This window comes from Streptomyces sp. NBC_01506 (assembly GCF_045040295.1).
Classification (GTDB): Bacteria; Actinomycetota; Actinomycetes; order Streptomycetales; family Streptomycetaceae; genus Streptomyces.
The window spans coordinates 5,336,384-5,360,095 of record NZ_CP109422.1 but is presented as its reverse complement, the minus strand read 5'-3'; the positions used below and the strand labels follow the sequence as shown (position 1 = coordinate 5,360,095).

General features: G+C 67.5%; 24 protein-coding genes and 1 pseudogene. 14 read left to right on the top strand and 11 right to left on the bottom strand.

Annotated features, from left to right (window positions below; translation table 11 throughout):
• Position 1: 1 nt before the first annotated feature.
• Positions 2-847, bottom strand: coding sequence for an ABC transporter permease (locus tag OG329_RS23785; RefSeq protein ID WP_405797899.1), 846 nt, complete (start codon positions 845-847; stop codon positions 2-4).
• On the bottom strand, positions 844-1,842 hold the full coding sequence (locus tag OG329_RS23780) for an ATP-binding cassette domain-containing protein (protein WP_405797897.1): 999 nt from the start codon (positions 1,840-1,842) through the stop codon (positions 844-846). The genes OG329_RS23785 and OG329_RS23780 overlap by 4 nt, the downstream gene beginning before the upstream one ends.
• Positions 1,843-1,934: 92 nt before the next feature.
• Between OG329_RS23780 and OG329_RS23775 the strand changes: the two genes are divergently transcribed.
• Positions 1,935-2,720, top strand: coding sequence for a TetR/AcrR family transcriptional regulator (locus tag OG329_RS23775; RefSeq protein WP_405797896.1), 786 nt, complete (start codon positions 1,935-1,937; stop codon positions 2,718-2,720).
• A gap of 35 nt (positions 2,721-2,755) precedes the next feature.
• Here the strand turns inward: OG329_RS23775 and OG329_RS23770 are convergent, their stop codons facing one another.
• Positions 2,756-3,739, bottom strand: coding sequence for a WD40 repeat domain-containing protein (locus tag OG329_RS23770; protein ID WP_405797894.1), 984 nt, complete (start codon positions 3,737-3,739; stop codon positions 2,756-2,758).
• Between the two features lie 65 nt (positions 3,740-3,804).
• On the opposite strand from OG329_RS23770, the gene OG329_RS23765 reads away from it, so the two are divergent.
• Positions 3,805-4,539 (top strand): GDSL-type esterase/lipase family protein, encoded by a 735-nt coding sequence (locus OG329_RS23765; RefSeq protein ID WP_405797893.1) that lies wholly within the window; start codon positions 3,805-3,807, stop codon positions 4,537-4,539.
• On the opposite strand, the gene OG329_RS23760 is transcribed toward OG329_RS23765, so the two are convergent.
• Positions 4,475-5,077 carry a carboxymuconolactone decarboxylase family protein gene (locus OG329_RS23760; protein ID WP_405797891.1) on the bottom strand — a complete coding sequence of 201 codons (603 nt, stop codon included), beginning with the start codon at positions 5,075-5,077 and terminating at the stop codon, positions 4,475-4,477. The genes OG329_RS23765 and OG329_RS23760 overlap by 65 nt on opposite strands.
• 62 nt (positions 5,078-5,139) lie before the next feature.
• On the opposite strand from OG329_RS23760, the gene OG329_RS23755 reads away from it, so the two are divergent.
• The 3 genes from OG329_RS23755 to OG329_RS23745 all read left to right on the top strand — a co-directional run bounded on the left by OG329_RS23755 (position 5,140) and on the right by OG329_RS23745 (position 7,875).
• On the top strand, positions 5,140-5,619 hold the full coding sequence (locus OG329_RS23755; protein WP_405801984.1) for a MarR family winged helix-turn-helix transcriptional regulator: 480 nt from the start codon (positions 5,140-5,142) through the stop codon (positions 5,617-5,619).
• A gap of 191 nt (positions 5,620-5,810) precedes the next feature.
• Positions 5,811-6,803 carry a prolyl aminopeptidase gene (pip, locus tag OG329_RS23750; protein WP_405801983.1) on the top strand — a complete coding sequence of 331 codons (993 nt, stop codon included), beginning with the start codon at positions 5,811-5,813 and terminating at the stop codon, positions 6,801-6,803.
• Between the two features lie 88 nt (positions 6,804-6,891).
• On the top strand, positions 6,892-7,875 hold the full coding sequence (locus OG329_RS23745; protein ID WP_405797890.1) for an aldo/keto reductase: 984 nt from the start codon (positions 6,892-6,894) through the stop codon (positions 7,873-7,875).
• Between the two features lie 144 nt (positions 7,876-8,019).
• Here the strand turns inward: OG329_RS23745 and thpR are convergent, their stop codons facing one another.
• Entirely contained in the window at positions 8,020-8,610 is a 591-nt protein-coding gene (gene thpR, locus OG329_RS23740) for an RNA 2',3'-cyclic phosphodiesterase (protein ID WP_405797888.1), read from the bottom strand.
• Positions 8,611-8,708: 98 nt separating this feature from the next.
• Between thpR and OG329_RS23735 the strand changes: the two genes are divergently transcribed.
• Both OG329_RS23735 and OG329_RS23730 read left to right on the top strand, forming a co-directional pair.
• Positions 8,709-9,311: a Uma2 family endonuclease gene (locus OG329_RS23735; protein ID WP_405797887.1), complete on the top strand. Its 603-nt coding sequence runs from the start codon at positions 8,709-8,711 to the stop codon at positions 9,309-9,311.
• An 82-nt stretch (positions 9,312-9,393) separates the two neighbouring features.
• Positions 9,394-9,996 (top strand): Uma2 family endonuclease, encoded by a 603-nt coding sequence (locus OG329_RS23730; RefSeq protein WP_405797886.1) that lies wholly within the window; start codon positions 9,394-9,396, stop codon positions 9,994-9,996.
• A gap of 16 nt (positions 9,997-10,012) precedes the next feature.
• Here the strand turns inward: OG329_RS23730 and OG329_RS23725 are convergent, their stop codons facing one another.
• Together OG329_RS23725 and OG329_RS23720 are read right to left on the bottom strand one after the other, a co-directional pair.
• Positions 10,013-11,347 (bottom strand): MFS transporter, encoded by a 1,335-nt coding sequence (locus OG329_RS23725; RefSeq protein WP_405797884.1) that lies wholly within the window; start codon positions 11,345-11,347, stop codon positions 10,013-10,015.
• 87 nt (positions 11,348-11,434) lie between these two features.
• A complete protein-coding gene (locus OG329_RS23720) occupies positions 11,435-11,890 on the bottom strand; it encodes a MarR family winged helix-turn-helix transcriptional regulator (RefSeq protein ID WP_405797883.1) in 456 nt (151 codons plus the stop codon).
• A 165-nt stretch (positions 11,891-12,055) separates the two neighbouring features.
• Here OG329_RS23720 and OG329_RS23715 point away from each other — a divergent pair, with 165 nt between their 5' ends.
• Entirely contained in the window at positions 12,056-12,238 is a 183-nt protein-coding gene (locus OG329_RS23715; protein WP_405797882.1) for a ribbon-helix-helix protein, CopG family, read from the top strand.
• Between the two features lie 28 nt (positions 12,239-12,266).
• Here the strand turns inward: OG329_RS23715 and OG329_RS23710 are convergent, their stop codons facing one another.
• The gene (locus tag OG329_RS23710) at positions 12,267-13,685 is read right to left on the bottom strand and encodes an NCS2 family permease (RefSeq protein WP_405797881.1); all 1,419 of its coding nucleotides are present in this window, start codon (positions 13,683-13,685) and stop codon (positions 12,267-12,269) included.
• 180 nt (positions 13,686-13,865) lie between these two features.
• Between OG329_RS23710 and OG329_RS23705 the strand changes: the two genes are divergently transcribed.
• Together OG329_RS23705 and OG329_RS23700 are read left to right on the top strand one after the other, a co-directional pair.
• Positions 13,866-14,147: a DUF2530 domain-containing protein gene (locus OG329_RS23705; RefSeq protein ID WP_405797879.1), complete on the top strand. Its 282-nt coding sequence runs from the start codon at positions 13,866-13,868 to the stop codon at positions 14,145-14,147.
• A gap of 99 nt (positions 14,148-14,246) precedes the next feature.
• Entirely contained in the window at positions 14,247-16,703 is a 2,457-nt protein-coding gene (locus OG329_RS23700; protein ID WP_405797878.1) for a cation-translocating P-type ATPase, read from the top strand.
• Positions 16,704-16,985: 282 nt separating this feature from the next.
• Here OG329_RS23700 and OG329_RS23695 read toward each other — a convergent pair whose 3' ends face one another.
• Positions 16,986-17,225 (bottom strand): helix-turn-helix domain-containing protein, encoded by a 240-nt coding sequence (locus OG329_RS23695; RefSeq protein WP_405797877.1) that lies wholly within the window; start codon positions 17,223-17,225, stop codon positions 16,986-16,988.
• 63 nt (positions 17,226-17,288) lie between these two features.
• Here OG329_RS23695 and OG329_RS23690 point away from each other — a divergent pair, with 63 nt between their 5' ends.
• Together OG329_RS23690 and OG329_RS23685 are read left to right on the top strand one after the other, a co-directional pair.
• On the top strand, positions 17,289-19,007 hold the full coding sequence (locus OG329_RS23690) for a DNA methyltransferase (RefSeq protein ID WP_405797876.1): 1,719 nt from the start codon (positions 17,289-17,291) through the stop codon (positions 19,005-19,007).
• Between the two features lie 114 nt (positions 19,008-19,121).
• Positions 19,122-19,715, top strand: a complete 594-nt coding sequence (locus tag OG329_RS23685; protein ID WP_405797874.1) for a hypothetical protein — start codon at positions 19,122-19,124, stop codon at positions 19,713-19,715.
• A gap of 128 nt (positions 19,716-19,843) precedes the next feature.
• On the opposite strand, the gene OG329_RS23680 is transcribed toward OG329_RS23685, so the two are convergent.
• Complete coding sequence (locus OG329_RS23680) at positions 19,844-20,248, bottom strand: type II toxin-antitoxin system PemK/MazF family toxin (RefSeq protein WP_405797873.1); 405 nt, start codon at positions 20,246-20,248, stop codon at positions 19,844-19,846.
• A gap of 186 nt (positions 20,249-20,434) precedes the next feature.
• On the opposite strand from OG329_RS23680, the pseudogene OG329_RS23675 reads away from it, so the two are divergent.
• Both OG329_RS23675 and OG329_RS23670 read left to right on the top strand, forming a co-directional pair.
• Positions 20,435-21,442: pseudogene (locus tag OG329_RS23675) on the top strand (IS701 family transposase); the annotation flags it as partial.
• A 432-nt stretch (positions 21,443-21,874) separates the two neighbouring features.
• The gene (locus OG329_RS23670; RefSeq protein WP_405797871.1) at positions 21,875-22,693 is read left to right on the top strand and encodes a class I SAM-dependent methyltransferase; all 819 of its coding nucleotides are present in this window, start codon (positions 21,875-21,877) and stop codon (positions 22,691-22,693) included.
• Positions 22,694-22,801: 108 nt separating this feature from the next.
• On the opposite strand, the gene OG329_RS23665 is transcribed toward OG329_RS23670, so the two are convergent.
• Positions 22,802-23,650 carry a DUF5707 domain-containing protein gene (locus OG329_RS23665; protein ID WP_405797869.1) on the bottom strand — a complete coding sequence of 283 codons (849 nt, stop codon included), beginning with the start codon at positions 23,648-23,650 and terminating at the stop codon, positions 22,802-22,804.
• Between the last annotated feature and the right edge of the window lie 62 nt (positions 23,651-23,712).

The window sequence follows — 23,712 nt, the reverse complement described above, 5'->3', positions numbered from 1 at the left end:
CTCACCGGCTCAGCCGCTGGAACCTCCGTACCGCCAGCGGTACGCACACCAGCGTGATCACCGCCGGCCACGCCACCGACAGCAGCAGCGCGTTTTCCTCCGGCCAACTGCCGCCGCTCGCCACCGGGTTGCCGAACAGTTCGCGGATCGCCGTCACCGTCGCCGACACCGGGTTCCATGCCGCGACCACGCCCAGCCAGTCCGGCATCAGGGACGGGGCCACGAAGACGCTGGAGATCATCGTGACCGGGAAGGCGACGGCGAAGAGGCTGCCGGCCTGTTCGGGGCCGGGGACCACCAGGCCGAGCCAGACGCCCAGCCAGATCAGCGAGAAGCGCAGCAGCAGGAGCAGGCCGAAGCCCGCCAGGGAGGCGAGCAGGCCGCCGTCCGCGCGCCAGCCGATCGCCAGGGCCGTGAGCGCGAGGATCGCCAGTTCCGCGCCCGCCGTGATCAGGTCCACGACGCCCCGCCCGGTGACCACGGCGGACGGTGCCATCGGCATCGACCGGAAGCGGTCGTGCACGCCCTTCCCGGCGTCGGTGACGAAAGCGGTCGCGGTGTTCATGAAGCCGAAGGCCATCGTCATGGTGAACATGCCCGGCATCAGGAACTCCCGGTAGTCCCCGCCGCCCGGCACCTTCATCGCGCTGCCGAAGACATAGCCGTAGAGCAGCACGGAGACGAGCGGAAAGCCCAACGTCCAGAGGATGAAGGCGGGTTGGCGCTGGTAGTGGGTCAGGCTGCGGCGTACGAGATTCCAGCAGTCGGCCGCCGCCCAGTAGGCGCGGCCGTGGGTGTCGTCCACCGCCAGGCTCACGCCCGTCAGTTCCCCGGCGTCCGTACTCATACCGGCACCTCCGTCTTCGTCTCCGCCGCCGTCACATGGCCCGTCAGCCGCAGGAACACGTCGTCCAGGCTCGGCCGGCGCAGCCCGATGTCCTCCACCGCGATCCCCCGGTCCCGCAGCTCGCGCGCGACCTCCGTCAGCGCGGCCACCCGGTCACTGACCGGCGCGTGCACCCGGCGGGCCACGGTGTCCGTCGCGGGCACCGATCCGGCGACGCGCGCGACCAGCTCGGCCACCGCCGGGAGTTCGCGCTCCTCGTACGCGACGACCTCGATCAGGTCGCCGCCCACGGTGTTCTTCAGCCCGTCCGGGGTGTCGTCGGCGATGGCCCGGCCCCGGTCGATGACCGTGATGTGCGAGGCGAGCTTGTCGGCCTCGTCCAGATACTGCGTGGTGAGCAGCACGGTCGTACCGCCCGCCACCAGCGCCCGCACGGCGTCCCAGACCTCGCCCCGGCCGCGCGGATCGAGCCCGGTGGTCGGCTCGTCGAGGAACAGCACCCGGGGGGCGAGGATCATCGACGCGGCGAGGTCGAGCCGGCGCCGCATGCCGCCGCTGTACTCGCGTACGCCCTTGTCCGCCGCGCCCACCAGGTCGAACCGCTCCAGCAGCTCCCCGGCGCGCAGCACGGCCCGCCGGCCGCCGAGATGGAAGAGGCGGCCGAACATCTCCAGGTTCTGCCGGCCGGTCAAGATCTCGTCCACCGCCGCGTACTGCCCGGTGAGCCCGATCCGGCTCCGCACGGTGCGCGGGTCGGCGCGCACATCGATCCCGGCGACCGTCGCGCGCCCGCCGTCGAGCCTGAGCAGGGTGGCGAGGGCGCGCACCGCTGTGGTCTTGCCCGCGCCGTTGGGGCCGAGCAGCCCGTGCACGGTTCCGGTGCGTACGGCGAGGTCGAAGCCGTCGAGGGCGTACGTGTCCCCGTACCGCTTCCGGATGCCTTCGGCGTGCACGGCGTATTCGGCACGTACGGCGTGTTCGGTCACTGCTCTCACTGCCCCCACTGGCCCCTCCAAGGAATTGAGTACGGCGTACCCAAGAAGCGTACATGGTACCCAATTAATCGTCGGCCGATTACGCTGAGCCCATGGCTACGACGGAAAGCAGCGGCAGCGGCGATGTGTCCCGCAGCATGGAACTCCTCTGGGGCACCGGCGAGCGGGCCACCCGGGGGCCGAAACCGGGGCTCACGCTCGACCGGATCGTCACGGCGGCCGTCGAACTCGCCGACGCCGAAGGGCTCTCGGCGGTCTCGATGCGCAGGCTCTCCACGGAGCTGGGCGCGGGAACGATGTCGCTCTACCGCCATGTCCCCGGCCGGGCCGAGCTGGTGGACCTGATGCTCGACCGCGTACAGGGCGAGTCCGGTACGCCGACCGCCGGTACGCCGACCGCCGATGCGGCGCCCGTCCCCCACAACTGGCGGAAGACCGTCGAGACGGCGGCCCGCGAAGAACTCGCCCTCTACCAGGCCCACCCCTGGCTGCTCTCCGTCAACCAGACCCGGCCCGTCCTCGGCCCCGGCGCGATCGGCGGCATGGAGACGATGCTCGCCGGGCTCAAGGACATGGGGCTGAGCGACCCGGAGCTGATCTCCGTAATGATCATGGTCAGTGGTTACGTCTCCGGGGTCGCCCGCACCCAGGTGCACGCCGTCGAGGTCCAGCAGGTGACCGGTATCAGCGACGACGAGTTCTGGAAGGCGCAGGAGCCCGTCCTGTCGGCGGTGATGACCAGCGGGCGCTACCCGCTGATGGCCGCGCTCTCGGTGGAGGCGTTCGGCCCCGACTTCGACCACTTCGAATTCGGGCTCCAGCGGCTGCTCGACGGACTGGAGGTGCTGGTCACACAGCGCACGGGCGGCGGCCGGTGATCGCGTACGTCAGGCGCGTACGTCAGGCGCGTACGTCAGGCGCTTGGCTTCCTGCGCCTGAACACGAGGAACAGCACGGCGACACCGACAAGCACCACCGCGCCGATCGTCACGTTCCCGGCGTCACCCCCGGCGCCGTCCTGCGCCGTACGGTCCCCGGTGCTCCCCGCGCCCGCCGACGAGCCGCCGTCCTTCTCGATGTCGACGCGTCTGACCTCGCTGCGCGTCCCCTCCGTGCCGAACATCAGCGCCGAACCGTCCAGCGTGTACGTCACCGACTCCGACTGGCCCTGGATCGGCGCCGAGACGCGGTGGTCCTCGCCCAGGCGGCCGTCCTTCCATACGTAGCCACGGGCGCTGAAGTACGAGCGCAGTACCAGCTCCTTGCCGTCCGGCGAGAACGCGCCGTCCGTCACCCACGGCACCTCGCCGACGCGCTTGAAGGTGTTCGTGCCGCCGGTGGTCAGCTTGGCGGGGCCCTCGTAAAGGCCGCCGCCGTTCTCGTTCTTCGAGGCGATGTAGACGCGGCCGGTGGTGGGATGGACCATCAGCGCCTCGGCGTCGCGCGGGCCGTCCGCGTACTTCACGTCGTACTGCGTCGCGTCGACCGTCGTGTCCGCGAGCCGCTCCGGCTCCGGGAAGCGGTAGATCCAGACGTGGTCCCAACTGCCGTTGAGGTTGTCGCCGATGTCACCGACGTAGATGTCGCCGTCCGCGCCGACGGAGATCGCCTCCATGTCGCGGGGCTCGCCGACCCCGCGCATGGTGATGGTCGCGACGGTCTCACCGGTGCGGGAGTCGACGCCGTAGATGAGGGGCTTGTCCTGGTCGTTGTGCGTCCAGTAGACGCCGGGGTGCGCGCGGCTGGCGGCGAGACCGCTGGACTCGGTGATGCGCGGGTCCGTGATCCGGAAGCTGCGGTCGGGGTCGGCGGCTGAGGCTGCTGGGGCGGACAGGGCGAGCGCCGCCGCGATGACGGCGCCGACGAGACGCGAAGACGGGCGTACGACCTTGACCATGACCCAAGACTGCCACCTCACGGGCCGGGCGCGGTGGCCCGTCGGCCGTCGTGGATGATGATCCGATGCGTTTCATGTTCGTCGGCGACTCGATGACCATCGGCCGCGCCGGCGACTTCACCTGGCGTTACCGGATGTGGCAGCACCTGAACGCGTCGTACGGCGGCCCGTACGCGATCGTCGGCCCGCGCACCGGCCTGTACGACCCCGACTCCGCTGTGTCGCACGCGTACGGCGCCGCCGACTTCCCCGCCAAGGCGTGGCGGCATCTCGCGGGCTGGGGTGAGGGCTGGCAGCACATGGCGCCGCTGATCCGTGCCGCCGTCGCCGCGCACCGCGCGGACGTCCTGCTCGTCTCACTGGGCCTGATAGACCTCGGCTTCTACACCGACAGCGACCAAACGGCCGTCTACGTACGGGAGTTCATCGCCGAGGCACGGGCGGCGAACCCGCGCGTGCGGATCGTGGTGCTGCCCGTCATACCCAACACGCGCGCGGACACCGACCCGGCGTTCGCCGCCGAGGTCGACCGCTTCAACGACCTGCTGGCCAAGACGGTCGCCGACCTGGACGACGCGGCCTCCCCCTTGCTGCCGGCCTCGCGCCCGGCGTCGTACGACATCCACCGCGACACCTACGACGGGACCCACCCCGCCCCTTCGGGGGAGCATCTGCTCGCCGGGGCGTTCGCCGACGCGATACATCAGGCGTGGGGACTGGGCGCGCCGTACGCAGTCACGAGGAAGCGAGTTGAGGGTCGAGTTGGGGGTCGAGTTGGGGGTCGAGAGGGGCGCGGGTGAGGCGGTTGGCGAGGGTGGAGAGGGTGTACGTACCGATGCCGAGGACGACTTCGAGGGCGTTGCGTGTCGTGTAGCCGTGGGCGAGGAACGCGTCGAGCGTGGCGTCGTCCACCGCCCCGGCGGTGTCGAGGACGGCGAGGGTGAACTGCCTTACGGCTTCGAGCTGTTGGTCCGCCACCGCGCGCCGCTCGCTCAGTGCGGCTATCAACTCCCCCTCGGCGCCCAGCTTCCGCAGTCTGCCGCTGTGCATGGCCACGCAGATGTGGCACTCGTTGCGCGTGACGACGGTCATGACGACGACCTCGCGCGCCACCGGGTCGAGCGTCGTGCCGTCGAAGAGGGCGGTCAGCTTCTGGAACCCTTCGAGCAACTGGGGCGAGTCGGCGAGCCGCGCGACGGCGGACGGCAGAAAGCCCAGATGGCGGACGGTGGCCTCGATGGCACGGCGGGAGTCGGGGGGCGCGGTGTCGGGGGTGTGATCGACGAAGGTGGCGCTGGCTCGCACGGGAGCCTCCCTGGAATTTAGAATGGACAACATGGTTGACGAAAAAAAGGTAAACCAAGTTGTCGATTTCCGCAACGGGCGCGGTGCCGCTCGTCATGTCTGAGCGCGCGGGCGACACGCCCGGATACGAGCTGCCGCTGCTCCTCTTCGCCGGATTCCGGTCCCTGATCGACCAGTTGCACGCGGAACTGGCCCGCCAGGGCCACCCCGACGCCCGGCCCGCGCACGGCTTCGCCATGCAGGCGATCGGCATCGACGGCGCCACCGCCGCCACCGTCGGCCGCCGCCTGGGCGTCTCGAAACAGGCGGCGGGCAAGACGGTCGACCGCCTGGAGGCCCTGGGCTACGCGGAACGCACCGCCGACCCCACGGACGCCCGCCGCAAACTGATCCGCCTCACCCCGCACGGCCTCGACGCGCTCGCCCGCTCGGCGCGGATCTTCGACGACCTGCGCGCCCGGTGGGCGGCGGCCCTCGGCGGCGACAGGCTGCGCGCCCTGGAGTCGGACCTGCGGGCGGTCACGCCTCCGGACGCGTTCGGGCTGGACGCGGAGGGCTGGCTGGGCGGCCCGTGAGCGGCCTGCCGCACCCGCCGCAGGTCACCAACTCCAGGTCGTCGTTGAGCCGGCCGCACTCCTCACACACCAACTCCAGCATGCAGGGCGGCTCGCCGCCCTCGTCCTCTTCACTCGTCGTCAATCTCGTCAATCTCGTCACCCTCGTCACCCTCGTCAACCTATGCACCGCCCCCGAAGGAGACCACCTCGTGGACCACGAACCCGGTGAGCTGTATCCCCCGATCGAGCCCTACGACCACGGCCTGCTCGACGTCGGCGACGGCAACCTCGTCCACTGGGAGGTCTGCGGCAACCCCGACGGCAAGCCCGCCCTCGTCGTGCACGGCGGCCCCGGCTCCGGGTGCAATCCGCGCGTACGCCAGTACTTCGACCCCGACCGCTACCGCGTCGTCCTCTTCGACCAGCGCAACTGCGGACGCAGCACCCCGCACGCGAGCGACCCCGCCGCCGACCTGCGGCACAACACCACCGGTCATCTCCTCGCCGACATGGAGCGACTGCGCACGCACCTCGCCATCGACAAGTGGCTGCTGTTCGGCGGCTCCTGGGGCTCGACGCTGATCCTGGCGTACGCCGAGCGGCACCCGCAGCGCGTATCGGAGATCGTCATCCCGAGCGTCACCACCACCCGCCGTTCCGAGATCGACTGGCTCTACCGGGGCGCCGGCCAGATCTTCCCCGAGGCATGGGCCCGCTTCCGCGCCGGCGCCGCGACCGACGCGACCGCCTCCACCGCGTCGAGCGCGGACACCCCCACCCTCCTCGCCGCCTACGCCCGCCTCACCGAGAGCCCCGACCCCGCCGTACGGGCCAGGGCCACCGCCGACTGGTGCGCCTGGGAGGACGCGGTGCTCTCGCAGGAACCGCACGGCTCCCCCGACCCGTACAGCGGCCGTCCCCCCGCCGCCCGCCAGGCACTCGTCCGGATCTGCGCGCACTACTTCTCCCACGGCGCCTGGCTGGAGGAAGGCGCGCTGCTGCGCGGCGCGGGCCAACTGGCGGGCATTCCGGCGGTGTTGATCCACGGCAGACACGACCTGGGCGGCCCCCTCGGCACCGCCTGGGACCTGGCCGCCGCCTGGCCGGACGCGCGCCTGATCGTCGTGGAGGACGCCGGTCACAAGGGCAGCGCGACGATGCGCCGCGAGGTGCTGGCCGCGCTCGACGCGTTCGCGACGTGAGCACCCGCCCGATGACCTGGGCACGGGCGCCCGGTGCACCCGTTGAGCCCTTGCTTCGAGCGCGCTCGAAGGCGTTGGCTGTGGAGTCATGAAGTACACGCAGCTCGGACGCACCGGACTCAAAGTCAGCCGACTCGTCCTCGGCACCATGAACTTCGGCCCTCTCACGAACGAGGCCGACAGTCACGCCATCATGGATGACGCGCTCGGCGCCGGCATCAACTTCTTCGACACCGCCAACGTCTACGGCTGGGGCGAGAACAAGGGCCGTACGGAGGAAATCCTCGGCACCTGGTTCGCCCAGGGCGGCGGCCGTCGCGACAAGGTCGTGCTCGCCACCAAGGTGTACGGAAACATGGCGGGCGACGGCGAGGCGTGGCCCAACCACGACAAGCTGTCCGCCCTCAACATCCGCCGCGCGGTCGACGCCAGCCTCAAGCGGCTCCAGACCGACCACATCGATCTCTACCAGTTCCACCACATCGACCGGGCCACCCCGGTCGAGGAGATCTGGCAGGCGATCGACACCCTGATCCAGCAGGGCAAGATCCTCTACGCCGGTTCGTCCAACTTCCCCGGCTGGAAGATCGCCCAGACCAACGAGACGGCACACCGGCTCGGCTCGTACGGCCTGGTCAGTGAGCAGTGCCTGTACAACCTCGCCGAGCGCCGCGCCGAGATGGAGGTCATCCCGGCCGCGCAGGAGTACGGCCTCGGGGTCATCCCCTGGTCGCCGCTGCACGGCGGTCTGCTCGGCGGCGCGATCCGCAAGGAGCGCGAGGGCGGCACCGGAAAGCGGTCCAGCGACCGGCTCGCGGACACGAAGATCCGTGAGCAGGTGCAGGCGTACGAGGACCTGCTCGCCAAGCACGGTCTCGAGCCGGGCGAGGCGGCGCTGGCCTGGCTGCTGACGCGTCCCGGTGTGACGGGCCCGATCGTCGGCCCGCGTACGGCGGAGCAGTTGGAGTCCGCGCTGCGCGGGATCGAGCTGGAGCTGTCGGACGATGTGCTGGCGTCGCTGGACGAGATCTTCCCAGGTCCGGGACCGTCGCCGGAGGCGTTCGCCTGGTAGTCGCCGGGGGTGCGGCTCTCGCGCCGCGCCGCGCCGCGCCCCCGCCTGCTAGCCGAACGCCGCCGCGACGGCGACGATCACGAACATCAGCACCAGCGCGGCGGCCATGATCCGGTTCCGTGTTTTGGGGTCCACGCGTCGAGGTTAACGGCCCCGCGCCGCGGGCCTCGCGGTGGGGCAGCGCACCAGCGTCTCGTACCGCGGCTGCTCGCCTTCCACCCCGGCGACGGGCAGCCGGCTGCGTACGAGCGCCAGCTCACCGACCTCCCACGGCATGCCCTCGAACCCGTCGAGCGCGGCCACGTACGGCCTCAGGTCGGTCTCGGTCCCGGTCCGCGTACGGGCCAGGGTGAGATGCGGCCGGTAGGTACGGTGCTCCTCCATCGGCAGCCCGGTCCGGCGCGCGGCGGCGTCGGCCCGCTCGGCGAGGCGCCGCAACTCCGCGACACCCCCGGCGACACCGGCCCACAGCGCGCGCCCACCGAAGCGCCCGCCGCCGCGCAGCCGCAGCGAGAACGCCTCCGTCCGCCGCGCCGCGCGCTCCAGCCGCTCGGTCAGCTCGGGCACCAGCGCGTCATCGACCTCGCCCATGAAGGCGAGCGTGAAGTGCCACCCCGCCTCCCCGGTCCACCGCATCCCCTCGGCCCCGGGCAGCCCGCGCACCCGCTCCCCGACGGCCACGGCAAGCTCGTCGACGACATGGGCGGGCGGCAGCACGGCGGCGAAGAGACGCATGGCGGCCAGTCTGACAGCCCGGCGTGACCCGGTCACCGTGGTTATCGTTGTACTGCGCGGCTGCCGAATTTCGTACGGCAGCGGGGAGGAGCGCCACGATGACCGTCGTAGAGACCGACAGGATCGCCATGGCCGACGAGAGCGACGCAGAAGACAAGCTGACTCTGGACAGGATGTTCGAGTGGCTTGAGAAGTTGCCCGTCCCCGAGGGTTACAAGGCCGAGATCGTCGGGGGGAACGTCTTCATGTCGCCGCAACGGGACACCCATTGGGAGATCATCGCGGACATCTACGATCAACTACGCGCTTCCGGGTACGCGCGCAGCCGGGTCAAGTCCGATGTCCGCTTCGACTTTCCCGGACATCTCAACGGCTTCGCCTGCGACGTCGTCGCACTGTCCGACGATGCCGTCAAGAACGCGAAGGGCCTCTGGAACTACGAAGACATCGAGTTGGTCGCCGAGGTGATCTCCAAGTCCACCGCGGCCAACGACTACGGCCCGAAGAAGGCGGTATACGCGACCGCCGGAGTCCCGATCTATGTGATCGCCAATCCCTACACCGGCAGGTGTCACGTCTACACGGATCCGAAGGACGGGGATTACACCGCCGACCAGACCGTCCCGTTCGGTACGGACATCGATCTGACGAAGACGGACGTCGGCCTGACTTTCAAGACCGACGAGTTCCCCCGTAACTGACCCGGGCGTGACCCGGTCACCGTGGTTATCGTTGTACTGCGCGGCTGCCGAATTTCGTACGGCAGCGGGGAGGAGCGCCACGATGACCGTCGTAGAGACCGACAGGATCGCCATGGCCGACGAGAGCGACGAGAGCGACAAGCTGACTCTGGACTCACTCTTCGAGTCCCTCGAAGCAATGCCCGTCCCCGAGGGATACAAGGTCGAGATCGTCGGGGGAACTATCACCATGTCGCCGCAAAGGGACACCCACTGGACCATCATCCGGCGCATCGTGCGGGCACTGGAAGACAGGTTCGGCATGGACGTGGCCGTTCTGTCGGACGTACGCATCGACTTCCCCGGCCACCTGAACGGGTTCGCGCCGGACGTGGTCAAGCTCGCGGACGGCGCCAAAAAGGACGCGAGCGGCAGGTGGAACCCCAGCGACGCGCGGTTCATCGCGGAGGTGCTGTCGCGAAGCACCGCGGTCAACGACCACGGCCCGAAGAAGACCGCGTACGCGACGGCCAGCGTGCCCGTCTACCTGATCGTCGACCCGTACGTCAGGCGGTGCCACGTCTACACCGAGCCGAAGGACGGCGAGTACACCGTCGACCGGACCGTCAAATTTGGGCAGGAGATCGATCTGACCGGCACCGATATCGATCTGGTTCTCAAGACCGACGGCTTCCCCCGCGACTGACCCCGACCCAACCCCCTCACGCCACCGTCGCCAACGACTCCCGCTCCCGCTGCACGAACGTCACATGCTGGTGCCCCCGCCGCAGGTCGATCTTCACCCGCAGGCCGCCCACCCGGGCCAGCATCACGCCCACGCCCACCGCCGCCAGCGCGGCGACCACGCCGCCGGAGGCGAAGCCGACCCTGGCTCCGTAGGTGTCGGTGACCCAGCCGACGAGCGGGGCGCCCAGTGGCGTACCGCCCGTGAAGACCATCATGAACAGCGCCATCACCCGGCCTCGCATGGCCGGGTCCGTGGTCATCTGGATGCTGGAGTTGGCGGTGACGTTGACCGTCAGGCCGCACATGCCGACCGGCACGAGCAGCGCCGCGAAGAGCCAGAACGTCGGCGCGAACGCGGTCACGATCTCCAGCACTCCGAAGAGGACCGCCGCCGCGACCAGCAGCCGCATCCGGGAGGTGCCCCGGCGGGCGGCGAGCAGGGCGCCGATCAGGGAGCCGATCGCCATCAGGGTGTTGAGCAGGCCGTACGTACCGGCGTCGGCGTGGAAGACGTCGTCGGTGAAGGCGGAGAGCCAGATCGGGAAGTTGAAGCCGAAGGTGCCGATGAATCCGACGAGCACGATCGGCCAGATCAGCTCGGGTCTGCCCGCGACGTAACGCAGCCCCTCCCGCAACTGGCCCTTGCCGCGCGGGGTGCGCTCGACCTTGTGCAGTTCCGAGGTGCGCATCAGCAGCAGACCGGTGAGCGGGGCGATGAACGACAGTCCGTTGAGGAGGAAGGCGTAGCCGCTGCCGACGGCGGTGATCAGCACACCGGCGACGGCCGGGCCCACGAGCCGGGCGGACTGGAAGTTGGCGGAGTTCAGACTGACGGCGTTACGGAGCTGGTCCGGGCCGACCATCTCGTGCACGAACGACTGCCGCGCCGGGTTGTCGACCACTGTGACCAGGCCGAGTACGAAGGCCGTGGCGTACACATGCCAGACCTGGACCTGGCCGCTGAGGGTGAGGGCGGCGAGCGCGAGACCGGTGATTCCCATGGCGGCCTGAGTGCCGAGCAGCAGGGTGCGTTTGTTGCACCGGTCGGCTATGACGCCGCCGTACAGGCCGAAAAGCAGCATCGGCAGGAATTGCAGGGCCGTGGTGATACCGACTGCCGTGGAGGATCCGGTGAGGGTGAGCACCAGCCAGTCCTGGGCGATGCGCTGCATCCAGGTGCCGGTGTTCGACACGACCTGTCCGGTGGCGAACAGGCGGTAGTTGCGGATCTTCAGCGAGCTGAACATGCTCGCGGGGGGTTCGGGGGTGGTCGGTGCGGGGGCGGAGTCTGCTCCGGATCCCGTACTCAAAGTTGGTTCGCCTCCTCGGCGTTGACGACGTGCTTGTACAAGCGGCTACGACCTGCGGGCTGCGGGCAAGGGGCTGCGGGCGGTCGGTTACAGATGTGCGAGCTTCTCCAGCACCGGCGCGGCGGCGCGGAGTTTGGACCATTCGTCGTCGTCCAGGCCCTCCGCCACGGCGGTCAGCCAGGCGTTCCGCCTGCGGCGGCTCTCCTCTAGCATGGCCTCGGCCTGCTCGGTCGACGTGACCACCTTCTGCCGGCGGTCGTCGGGGTGCGGCTCCAGCTTGACCAGGCCCTTGGCCTCGAGCAGCGCGACGATACGCGTCATGGACGGCGGCTGTACGTGCTCCTTGCGGGCCAGCTCGCCGGGGGTGGCCGAGCCGCAGCGGGCGAGGGTGCCGAGCACCGACATCTCGGTCGGGCTCAGCGACTCGTCGACGCGCTGGTGTTTGAGGCGCCGGCTCAGCCGCATGACGGCGGAGCGGAGTGCGTTCACAGCGGCCGCGTCGGCTGCGTCGTCGGCCGCGCCGCCGTGGGATAGGTCAGGCATGTTGTTTAGCGTAACTCATTACCTAAGCTAAGGAAAATAGAAAAACGCCCCACCTCACCAGGTCGCACAGATCCCACACATCGAGCGCGGGTAGCTCACTCGTACGAGTGACGAAATCGCGGAAAGTCACCCACCGCCCCGCACCCGCCCGCGACCCTGGTCCGTATGGGATCGACAGTGCTCAGCCTGCGGATAGACGGTGAGCTGCTCGACCGGCTTCGGGAGCATGCCGCCAGACGCGGAATGAGCGTCCAGGACTACGTGGTCGGGACGCTCACGCGCGACGATTTCGACGAACGCTTCAAGGCGTCCGTCGACGAGACGGAGAGGTTCTACGGCGCCGCGTGACAGCCCTCGAAGGCGCGCGGCTTCGGCCTTACGTCAGACCCAGCGCCGGCATCGCGTAGTAGAAGACGAACACGGCCGACACGACGTACATCGCCACCGGCACCTCACGGCCCCGGCCCGCCGCCAGCCGCAGCAGGCTGAAGGTGATGAAGCCGATGCCGATGCCGTTGGTGATCGAGTACGTGAACGGCATCATCACCATCGCCAGGAACGCGGGAACGGCGACGGTGAAGTCGCTCCAGTCGATGTCCTTGACCGATCCGGCGAGGATCAGGAAGCCGACCGCCAGCAGCGCGGGCGTCGCCGCCTGGGACGGGACCATCGTCGCGATCGGTGTGAGGAACAGCGCCAGGGAGAACAGCGTGCCCGTCACGACGGACGCCAGTCCGGTCCGCGCCCCTTCGCCGACGCCCGCCGTGGACTCCACGAAGCAGGTGGTGGCGGAGGACGAGGTCGCGCCGCCGGACGCGACGGCGATGCCGTCCACGAACAGCACCCGGTTGATGCCGGGCAGCCGGCCCTTCTCGTCCATCAGCTTCGCCTCGTCGCCGATGCCGAGGATCGTGCCCATCGCGTCGAAGAACGTGGACAGCAGCACGGTGAAGACGAAGAGAACACCGGTGACGAAGCCGACCTTCCCGAATCCGCCGAAGAGACTGAGATCGCCGACGAGCCCGAAGTCCGGTGTGTCGACGGGGCTGCCCGGCCACTTCGGGGTCGTCAGACCCCAGCTCGGCACCTTGGCGACCGCCTCCACGACGAGCGCGACGACCGTCATCGTCACGATCGAGATCAGGATCGCGCCGGGCACCTTGCGGATGATCAGCGCGAGCGTGAGCAGCGCGCCGAGCGCGAAGACGAGCACGGGCCAGCCGTTGAGGTGGCCGTCGGAGCCGAGCTGGAGCGGCACGGTGGTGTGGGCGGCGTCCGGGATACGGGAGACGAAGCCCGAGTCGACCAGGCCGATCAGCATGATGAACAGGCCGATACCGATGGCGATGCCCTTGCGGAGGCTGGTCGGTACGGCGTTCATCACCCGTTCCCGCAGCCCGGTCGCGACCAGCAGCATCACCAGGAAACCGGCCAGGACGACCATGCCCATCGCGTCGGGCCAGCTCATCCTCGGGGCGAGCTGGAGCGCGACGACCGTGTTCACGCCGAGCCCGGCGGCGAGCGCGATCGGCACGTTGCCGATGACGCCCATCAGGAGGGTGGCGAAGGCGGCGGTCAGCACGGTGGCGGTGACCAGTTGACCGCTGTCGAGCTGGTGGCCGTGCATGTCCTTCGCGCTGCCGAGGATGATCGGGTTCAGCACGATGATGTAGGCCATCGCGAAGAAGGTGGCGAAGCCGCCGCGCACCTCGCGGGCGACGGTGGAACCGCGCTCCGAGATCTTGAAGAAGCGGTCGATGGCGACCGGGGCGGTGGCCTTGTCCTGGACGGGCATGCGCAACCTCAGTCGTCGTGATCACGGGATGTTCGAACGAATGGAACCGGCCATGCGGAACGGGCCATTCGCAAAACCGTTTCAGTATGAACAGATGGCCCGGTGATCGCTATCTCCGCGCGTAGAGCCGTGCGCGGACCGCGCCCCACCAGGCCAGAGGCCGCCGCATAGACTGCCCCCATGGCCAAATGGACCCCGACGCACGAGGCACCCGAGCCCCTGGAGGGGCCGATCGTCCCGACCATCGTCGGCGGCACCGTCATCTGGTTCGCCCTCTTCCTTGTGCAGCTCCCGTTCTACGGCTGGTTCGACGACCACGGACACCTGTGGTGGGTGTGGACCTGTCTGGCCGGTGCGGGGCTGGGCCTGATCGGTATCTGGTACGTCCGCCGGCGCGACGCGGCCATCAAGCGCGCGAAAGCCACCATGGACCCCGTGGGCCCCGTGGACCCCGCGCCGTAATGCCCTGGGACGACTTGTGGTCACGACGCCTCGTACCTCGGAGGGATCTTCCACCCACTCGGCGGGTGAACGCCCCGCTGCGGCCGTAACGTCGACCTCATGACTCAGCGGGCGAAGATCGACACCAGCGACGGCGAGCCACGCGGCCCCTCCATCGACGCGGGTGCGGAGCTGGATCCCGTCCATCCGATGGAGCTGCCCGCGTCGGCCGGTGTCGCCACGGGGCTGACCGCGGCGGAGGTCGCCGAGCGGGTCGCGCGGGGCGAGGTCAACGACGTTCCCGTACGCAGCAGCCGTTCGACCGTCGAGATCGTCCGCGCCAACGTCTTCACCCGGTTCAACGCGCTGATCGGGGTGCTCTGGGCGATCGTGCTGTTCGTCGCGCCGATCCAGGACAGCCTCTTCGGTTTCGTGATCATCGCGAACACCGGCATCGGCATCATCCAGGAGCTGCGCGCGAAGAAGACGCTGGACGGTCTGGCGGTCATCGGCGAGGCCAAGCCCGTCGTACGGCGCGACGGCGTCACGGCCGGGATCTCGACCTCCGAGATCGTCCTCGGCGATGTCATCGAGCTGGGCCCCGGTGACAAGGTCGTCGTGGACGGCGACATCGTCGAGGCCGACAATCTGGAGGTCGACGAGTCGCTGCTCACCGGTGAGGCCGACCCGGTGCTCAAGCGCCCCGGCGACACGGTCATGTCGGGCAGTTTCATCGTCGCGGGCGGCGGCGCGTTCCGGGCGACGAAGGTGGGACGGGAGGCGTACGCGGCCCAACTCGCCGAGGAGGCTTCGCGGTTCACGCTCGTCCAGTCCGAGCTGCGCACCGGCATCAGCACGATCCTCAAGTACGTGACCTGGATGATGGTCCCGACAGCCGTCGGGCTGATCATCAGCCAGCTATTCGTCAAGCAGAACGCCTTCAACGACTCCGTCGCCCGGACCATCGGCGGCATCGTCCCGATGATCCCCGAGGGCCTGGTCCTGCTGACCTCCGTCGCCTTCGCGATCGGCGTCATCCGGCTCGGGCGCAAGCAGTGCCTCGTCCAGGAGCTGCCGGCGATCGAGGGTCTGGCCCGGGTCGATGTCGTCTGCCTCGACAAGACGGGCACGCTCACCGAGGGCGGGATGGACGTCACCGAGCTGCGTCCGCTGGGCGGTGCGGACGAGGCGTACGTACGCAGGGTGCTCGGCGCCCTCGGCGCGTCCGACCCCCGGCCCAACGCCAGCCTCCAGGCGATCATCGACGCGTATCCGGACGAGTCGGGGTGGCGCGCCACGGCGGCGCTGCCGTTCTCCTCGGCCCGCAAGTACAGCGGCGCGACGTTCGACGGGGAGAGCGGCCCCACGAGCTGGCTCCTCGGCGCGCCCGACGTCCTGCTGCCGGCCGGTGACCCCACCCTCGACGGGATCGACACCCTCAACCAGCAGGGCCTTCGGGTGCTCCTGCTGACCCGCGTCGACGGCGCCGTCGCGCTCGACGCCCCCGACGTGGCAAACGGCGCGGTGCCGACCGCCCTCGTCGTCCTGGAACAGCGGCTGCGGCCCGACGCCGCCGAGACCCTGACGTACTTCGCCGATCAGGACGTCGCGGCGAAGGTGATCTCCGGTGACAACGCGGTCTCGGTCGGCGCCGTGGCCGCGAAGCTCGGCCTGCCGGGCGCGGAACGCACCGTGGACGCGCGCCAACTGCCCGGCGACCGCGAGGAGATGGCGCAGGCGCTCGACTCGGCCTCGGTCTTCGGCCGGGTCAGCCCGCAGCAGAAGCGGGAGATGGTGGGCGCGTTGCAGTCGCACGGCCACACGGTCGCGATGACCGGCGACGGTGTGAACGACGTCCTCGCGCTCAAGGACGCCGACATCGGCGTCGCGATGGGGTCGGGGTCGGAGGCGACGCGCGCGGTCGCCCAGATCGTGCTCCTGAACAACAGCTTCGCCACGCTGCCCTCGGTGGTGGCCGAGGGCCGCCGCGTCATCGGCAACATCACGCGCGTGGCGACGCTGTTCCTGACGAAGACCGTCTACTCCGTGCTGCTGGCCATCCTGGTGGTGTGCACGCAGGTGGAGTATCCGTTCCTCCCCCGGCATCTGACGCTGATCTCCACACTGACCATCGGCGTCCCGGCGTTCTTCCTTGCCCTGGCACCGAACAAGGAGCGCGCCAAGCCCAACTTCGTACGCAGGGTGATGCGTTACTCGATCCCCAGCGGCATCATCGCCGCCGCCACGACGTTCGCGACGTACATGCTGGCCCGCTCCCACTACAGCGGACCGGGTTCACTCTCCGCCGAGACGAGCGCGGCGACGCTGACGCTGTTCCTGGTCTCGATGTGGGTCCTGGCGATCATCGCCCGCCCGTACACCTGGTGGCGGGTGGGCCTGGTGGTGGCGATGGGCTTCTGCTTCCTGCTCGTCCTGGCCGTCCCCGCGCTCCAGCACTTCTTCGCCCTGAAGCTGGTGGGCACGACGATGCCCTGGACGGCGGTCGCGATCGCGGCGGTGGGCGGGGTGCTGCTGGAGGTGGCCTGGCGGCTGGTGGACCGGAAGTACCCGGTGTAGACGACGGGGGGCGGCGATCAGGCCACGGAGCCGGTCGCCAGGTGGATGGCGGCGACCGCTTCGGGCTGAGGCTCTAGATCAGTGCCGTTGGGTTCTGCGGTGGCAATAAGCCTGAGTGAGCCCAGACCTTCGGGGCAGCGCTTCGCACTACACTGCGGGGATCTGAGCGAATGTTGTGCCGATGGGAGTAGGCCCAATGAGACTCTGCGGCAACTGCACACCGCGACCCGACGGCGACCGAGCATCATTATTTGGTGAGGGCGAGGAAGTGGTGCCGCATCGTCAGACCTCTTGCAACAGTACCGCCGCCGGAACGTCGAGGGCCTGGGCCAACGCGACAATATTGTCCAACCCGACGTTGCGGTTGCCTCGTTCGAGGCTTGACACGTATGTGCGGTGCAGGCCTGCTGCATGAGCCAGAGCCTCTTGCGAATAGCCACGCTGCTCCCGCAGCGCGCGGACCCGCCTACCAAAAACCAGCCGATGCTCTGGGGCACTCGCCTTGGCACCGTGCGTAGTCATGATGCTCCGGACACTAGATCCACTCAGACCACGAGGCTACAGACTATGAGTAACACTTCTCGCGTGCCGGAGGAACTTGCCGTAGGCAGGAGTGATCCGGCGTATATGGCACACGCCTACCTGACGAAGGTACCCGTTCCCGCCATCACGCCCTTCATCGAGGCGTACTCCAAGCCAGGCGACACGATCGTTGACCCATTCGCCGGCTCAGGAATGACTGGCGTGGCTGCGGCCATGCTCGGGCGAACTGCCAAGTTGTTTGACATCAGCGTTCTGGGCCAACACATCGGAAGTAATTACGTAAATCTAGTACCCCCCGATCAATTTCAAAAGCATGCCCAGGAAGTAGTCGAAGCATCCAAGAGGAGCCTCGGCAACCTCTATAAGGTTAAGTGCTCCAGATGCGAATCCGAGGCTGAGCTCACGAAGTCCGTCTGGTCTTTCACCATTGAATGCCGCGAGTGCAAGAAGCCTGTCAACTACTACCACTCACTCAAGGCTGCGGGCTGGGATAAGCCGAAGATGGCTTGTCCTCATTGCCGATCCGCCGTATCCAGTAGGGATCGCCGCGTAGGTGAGCAGCAGGTCCTGGACTACGTGAGCTGCTCCTGTAGCCCCACACAAATCGAGCAGCAGCCCCAGAATCCTCCATCGTTCGACGTGAAGTCGCTCGCGTATCCCAAGGTAGAAATCACCCCCGATCGCCAGATGTATAAGGCTTCGGCGCTCGGCAAGAGCGGCATGACCTCGATCGCCTCCTATTACTCCGAGCGGAACCTTGCTGTTCTCACCACGCTGCATAAGCGAATTGTCGAGACCGAGGACAGGAGAATAAGGAGTAAGCTACTCTTTTCCTTCACTGCATGCTTGACACGCGCATCAAAGCGCTATCAATGGTCTAAGGCAAGGCCTCTCAACGCAGCCAATGCGAACTATTATGTGGCTTCCGTATTCTACGAGTGGAACGTGTACGACCTCTTTCTCCGGAAAGCCTCGGCGGCTCTCAAGTCCGATGAGTGGATCCACGGGACTCGGAAAATCTACGCAGGAACCGAGGGAGTAGATTCCCCCCAGGTCACCTACGAAGTAAGTAGCGCAGAAAAAATCCCACTGCCGGACAACAGCGTGGACTATGTTTTCACTGACCCGCCCTTCGGGTCGAACCTTTTCTACGCCGACATGGCACTTTTCCAAGAGGCGTGGCTGGATGGGTTCAGCGACGTCCAGCGGGAGGCCGTGGTGGATCGTCGTGGAACCAAGGGGGCAAGGACCGCCGATCGCTATGAGCAGATGCTCTCGCAGGCACTTTCGGAGTGCCGGCGAATCCTGAAACCGGGCGGCAAGGTCAGCATGGTGTTCGGTAACTCGTCCGGAGAAGTCTGGGCCTTGGTCCAGCGCGCAATTTCTTCAGCCGGCTTGCAAATCACCCCGGACGCGCTGGTAGTACTCAACAAGGGGCAGCGATCTGTCAAAGGGCTGGCATCCGGATTCGAGCACGTGGCTACTCTGGATCTAGTCATCACGATGGAGGCATCAGAGAAGCAGGAGGAGGTTGCCGCCCTGCGGCATGTTGACGCCGATCTCGTTGGAACACGAATTCGCGCCATTGCAGCGGCCAACCCCGCAACCCCCAGCCACCTGTACCTTGAGCTCCTCCGAACGGGCATCCGCGAGGGTTGGCGCCTGAACGAGATCGATCTCAGCGTCGTCACCGCCGCACTCACGGAAGGAGGCTGGACTGTCGAGACTAAATCTGGCCGCTTGCAGCGCATGAAGGGATAGCAGATCGACGTCACCTTTATGCGCAACTTGGCGTGCTCGGTGGACTTTATCTCCACCTGACATGTTACTCATAGTCTGTAGACTTTCCGCCAATGGCGGGCGAACGTTTCCGATGTGACTGACCATCCATCAACAGAACACCCGCCTACAGACCTCCAGAACTCCTTCCTGCGGCCGCACGGCGACATTCAAGACATCGTGCAGCTCGGACTGGAACTTCAGAGGCACGCATCCAAACGCCGAATTCATAACGTATTCGATGATGGCGGCTACAAAGAACTACTACTCCTTGAGCTGTTTAATCTCAAAAAGGGTGGCGGGCGCACAGGTAACGATGCCCTGGATGCTTTTGATCGAGAGTACGAAATCAAAACGGTCGCGCGAATCAGCACAAAAGGGGAACGTAAAAGCTCGCTTTCTGTAACTACGGAGCACACACTCACCCTGGAAAATATCGACAGATACAGAAAAGTCCACCTCTGGCTCATTGCGATATTTGAGCAATCAACACCGGAAATGATCTACGAAATTCAGCCTTCGAAGCTAGAGGCGGACTACTTTTCAAGATGGGAAGTAAAGCTACGCAATCAGATAGAGTCTCTTCGGGATGGCGGAGCTCGCCCACACCTTAATAACCCAAAGATTCCGCTGAGCTACATCGCGAAGCATGGTGTAGTCGTCTGGCGGGCGGATGGTCAGCACCAATGACACTACCGAACTCCATTGAGTCCGGGCTTGAAGAGGCGCAGCAACTCTCGGGCTGACCAACCCGGTGTGGCAGGGGCTAGTACTCCAGGCGTAGATCGTGATCTCGATGGTGAGTGGCGCCTCTCCGCCTACCCGAGTTCACCGAGACGGAGGGCGTCCCTTATCTTGCTGAGCTTCGCGGTTGTCGCCGGGGTCCGTTCCTTCGCCTGTTCGCCGAGACGGAGGGCGTCCTCAATCTCGCTGAGCTTCGCGGAGGACAAGACGCCCGCCCGCTCGATCAGGTCGTCCCGGGACACGGTGGTCAGCCACGTGCAGGGGGTAAAGCCCAGGCGCGGGAACGCGAACCGCAGCACGCCTTCAAAGGGCAGTCCTTCCATGGCACCTACTTGCACTTCGACGCCCAGACCGCTGATGTCGACGCCCGCAGGAGTGACGACCTGCATCGCCCGGATCCTGGACGCGTCGTCTGCCGCCAGCAGTACGACCAGCCGCCGCTCGTCGAACTCCACCCACCAGACTTCACCACGTTGCACATGTCCTCCTGACTCAGGACGGCAGCCGGAACTGCGCGACCCTGACGCGTTGTGGAGACGGGTGCGGCCACCGTTGATCATCGTGAGTTGTGTGGACTGACGAAGAGACGGTGGCCGCAGGTCACAGCAGAAAACCCGCCCGTTGGCGGGACGCGTTCGAGGGCCTGATGGGCCGGATCGCGGGGCGTGCACGACGACCGGGCGGTGCTGGTCGTCGACGAGACCGGCGATGTGAAGCAGGGCACCGGCACGGTCGGCGTCCAGCGCCAATACACCAGTACTGCCGGCCGGATCGAGAACTCCCAAGTCGCCGTCTACCTGGTTTACGCAGGCAAGCGCGGCCACGCCGCAGTGGACCGGGAACTCTACGTTCCGCGCTCCTGGACCTCCGACCCCGACCGCTGCCGCGCCGTGAACCTTGCCGAGGAAACCACCTTCGCCACCAAGCCGGAGCTGGCCACTCGTATGGTCGTCCGGTTCCTGGACGCTGGCTACCAGGCCGCATGGGTTGCCGGCGACGAGGTTTACGGCGGCAACCCGAAGCTGCGAACCGCACTGGAGGAACGCGACACCGGCTACGTCCTCGCGGTGGCCTGCTCGCACGAAGTCACCACCGGTGCGGGGAAGTTCCGTGCGGACATCTTGGCCAAGAAGGTGCCCAAGCGGGCCTGGCAGAAGCTCTCCACAGGGGCCGGGGCCAAGGGCCACCGCGTCTACAACTGGGCAGTCACCGACCTCCCCGACCCCCGCCCCGGGAGTCGTCAGCTACTGATCCGCCGTAACCGCGGCACCGGCGAACTCGCCTACTACCGCTGCTACTCGCCCGCGTCCGTGCCGCTGACCGTGCTGGTCAGAGTCGCCGGATCAAGATGGCGGGTGGAGGAGTTCTTCCAGTCAGGCAAGGGCCTGGCCGCACTCGACGAGCACCAGGTCCGCCGCTGTACCTCCTGGTCCCGCTGGGTCACCCTCGCCATGCTCGCGCACGCTTTCCTCGCCGTCGTCCACGCAGACACCCGCCCCGCACCCGATGCCCTCATTCCGCTCACCTGCAACGAGATCCAGCGCCTGTTCATCACCCTCGTCGTCCGACCCGTCCACGACACAGCCCACCGACTCGGTTGGTCGAACTGGCGACGCCGCCACCAGGCCCGATCCCAAGCCAGCCACTACCGACGACAAGCCACACAGGAATGAAGATCACCAACTACGGCTGGAGTACTAGGAACGTGCCCAAGTCGGCCATTCGCACGCATCCAGGTGGCGGGGACGCAGTATTGCGTCCCCGCCTTGGCCGGGAACGGCGGCGGAACCGGCCGGTTCCGCCGGATGGAGGCAGATGAATTCAAGTGCGACGGTGCATTCGTGAGGTCTCGTCGGATCAGTCGGTGAGCCGACTTCCCAGACGGTGCTGCGGCCGGCAATTCCCAAGCAGACAACGGACTTGTACGTCATCGCGGCCGCCGGGCGGGCTCTCCGCCAGCATCGTTACGCGACTCGGAGCGCTGGGCCGCGAGTTGAGGAGCGCACAGTACCGTGGATCGCCGCAGATGACCCGACTGTGCGAGCGCATCAAGAGCACCGCCACACCTGCGGCACTCCCCGCCGCCGACCTTCGGAGCCGTTGACGTGACCGACTTCTCCGCCACGCACGACGCCGCCGTCACCGACCGCACCGTCCTGACCAGGAGCGCGTACAACACAGAACACGACCTCGCGGCCCGTCAGTCGCTGTACCAGTGGCAGACACCGCGCCACGACCTACCCGGCCTCGTCGTCCGGCAGCTTCAGCACACTCGCGGAACTGTCGCGGACATCGGATGCGGCAACGGAAAGTTCATCAAGCGGATCCGGCAGGACCGCCCCGACCTCAGCCTGCTCGGCCTCGACGTCTCACTGGGCATCCTGGGCGGCGTACCCGGCCCCGTCGCCGTCGCTGACGCCGGCCACCTTCCGCTGCGGCCCGCGAGCATCGAGGCATCCCTGGCGCTCCACATGCTCTACCACGCCGCCGACATCCCCAGGGCGATCAGCGAACTGTCCCGCATCACGACCCAGGACGGCGTCGTCGTCGCCTCGACCAACAGCGACCGCGACAAGGCAGAGCTCAACCACCTGTGGGAACAAGCCGCAGGCGACGTTCTCGGCATCGAGAAAGGTCCGGCTCGGATCTCACTCAGTGCCCGGTTCTCCCTGGAGAAGGCGCCGACACTGCTCGGCGAGGCATTCACCAGGATCGAGACGATCGAACTGCCCGGCACGATCGCCGTACGCGAACCCGGTCCCGTGATCGCCCATATGGCTTCCTACCGGGCCTGGGCGGACCAGCACGACGTGCCGTTCGAGGAGACCATCGAGCGAGCGCGAGGAATCCTCGAAGACCATATCCGACGGCGGGGAGCGTTCGAGATCACCTGCCTGGGCGGGCTCCTGATCTGCTCGCGTTGATCCGCATCTCGTGCCGGGACGGCGAAGGACCCCGCGCGGGGTGCGCGGGGTCCTTCGTGCGGGCCGTTCGAGCGGTTACCGGATACGGGTTACGGGTTACCGGTTACGTCACTTCACGTCGACGAAGTCGCCCGCCGGGATGATCGCCGGGGTCGTGGACGTGCCGGCGAAGTTCCAGCGCCAGAAGCCGTCCACCGTGGCCTTGGTGGTGGTCTTCAGCGTGCCGGTGGTGGAGGTCTTGACCGTCTTCACCGTGCTGTAGGTGGAGCTGGTCTTCTTACGGAACTGGAGCTGCACGGACTGGGTGGCGTAGCCCTTGTAGGTGCCCGTCTCCCAGTTGGCGCGGGACAGCTTGCCCGTGACCGTGATCGTCTTGCCCTTCTTCACGGGCTCCGGGGCGGCGTTGACGTCCAGCCTGGAGAGCCGCTGGAGGCTCGTCTTGGTGAACTTGTCGTTCTGGGTGCTGTACTCGTCGTTCGCCTGCGTCCAGACGCCGACGTTCCAGGTCCTGGTGTCGCTGTTGATGAGCCACATCGGATCGATCTCGATGTTCTGCGTGCAGGTGGAGGTGGTGGCGCTCGCGGCCGTGCACTTGAACGGGGCGGTGGCTCCGAAACCGAAGGCATCCGGGTCGTCGACGCTCGAGCCGAGCCAGATGATCGCGTCGGCGTCGGCGATGCCGGACGGGTGCGACGCGGTGATCGAGACCTTGACCTTCTTGACGGCCGTGGTGCCGATGGCGATGGGCTTGCCGCCGTTGACCACGGCCTTGGTGATGACCGGGGCCTCGGCGGCAGCCCTGGCGTTGCCCTTCGGCGCGGCGTCCTGGTGGGTGGCGGAGCCGTAGGCCGGCACGCCGGGACGGTCGTCCGCGGGTGCGGCCTGGGTGGCCGGCACGGCGAGGGCGGACAGAGCCAGGGCACCGGTCGCGACGGCAACAGTGGCACGGATTCGCATGCATTTCCCCATTTGTCAGTGAGCCCTGTTGGCTCACCTGTAAGACGAGAGTCAGGAGGGAA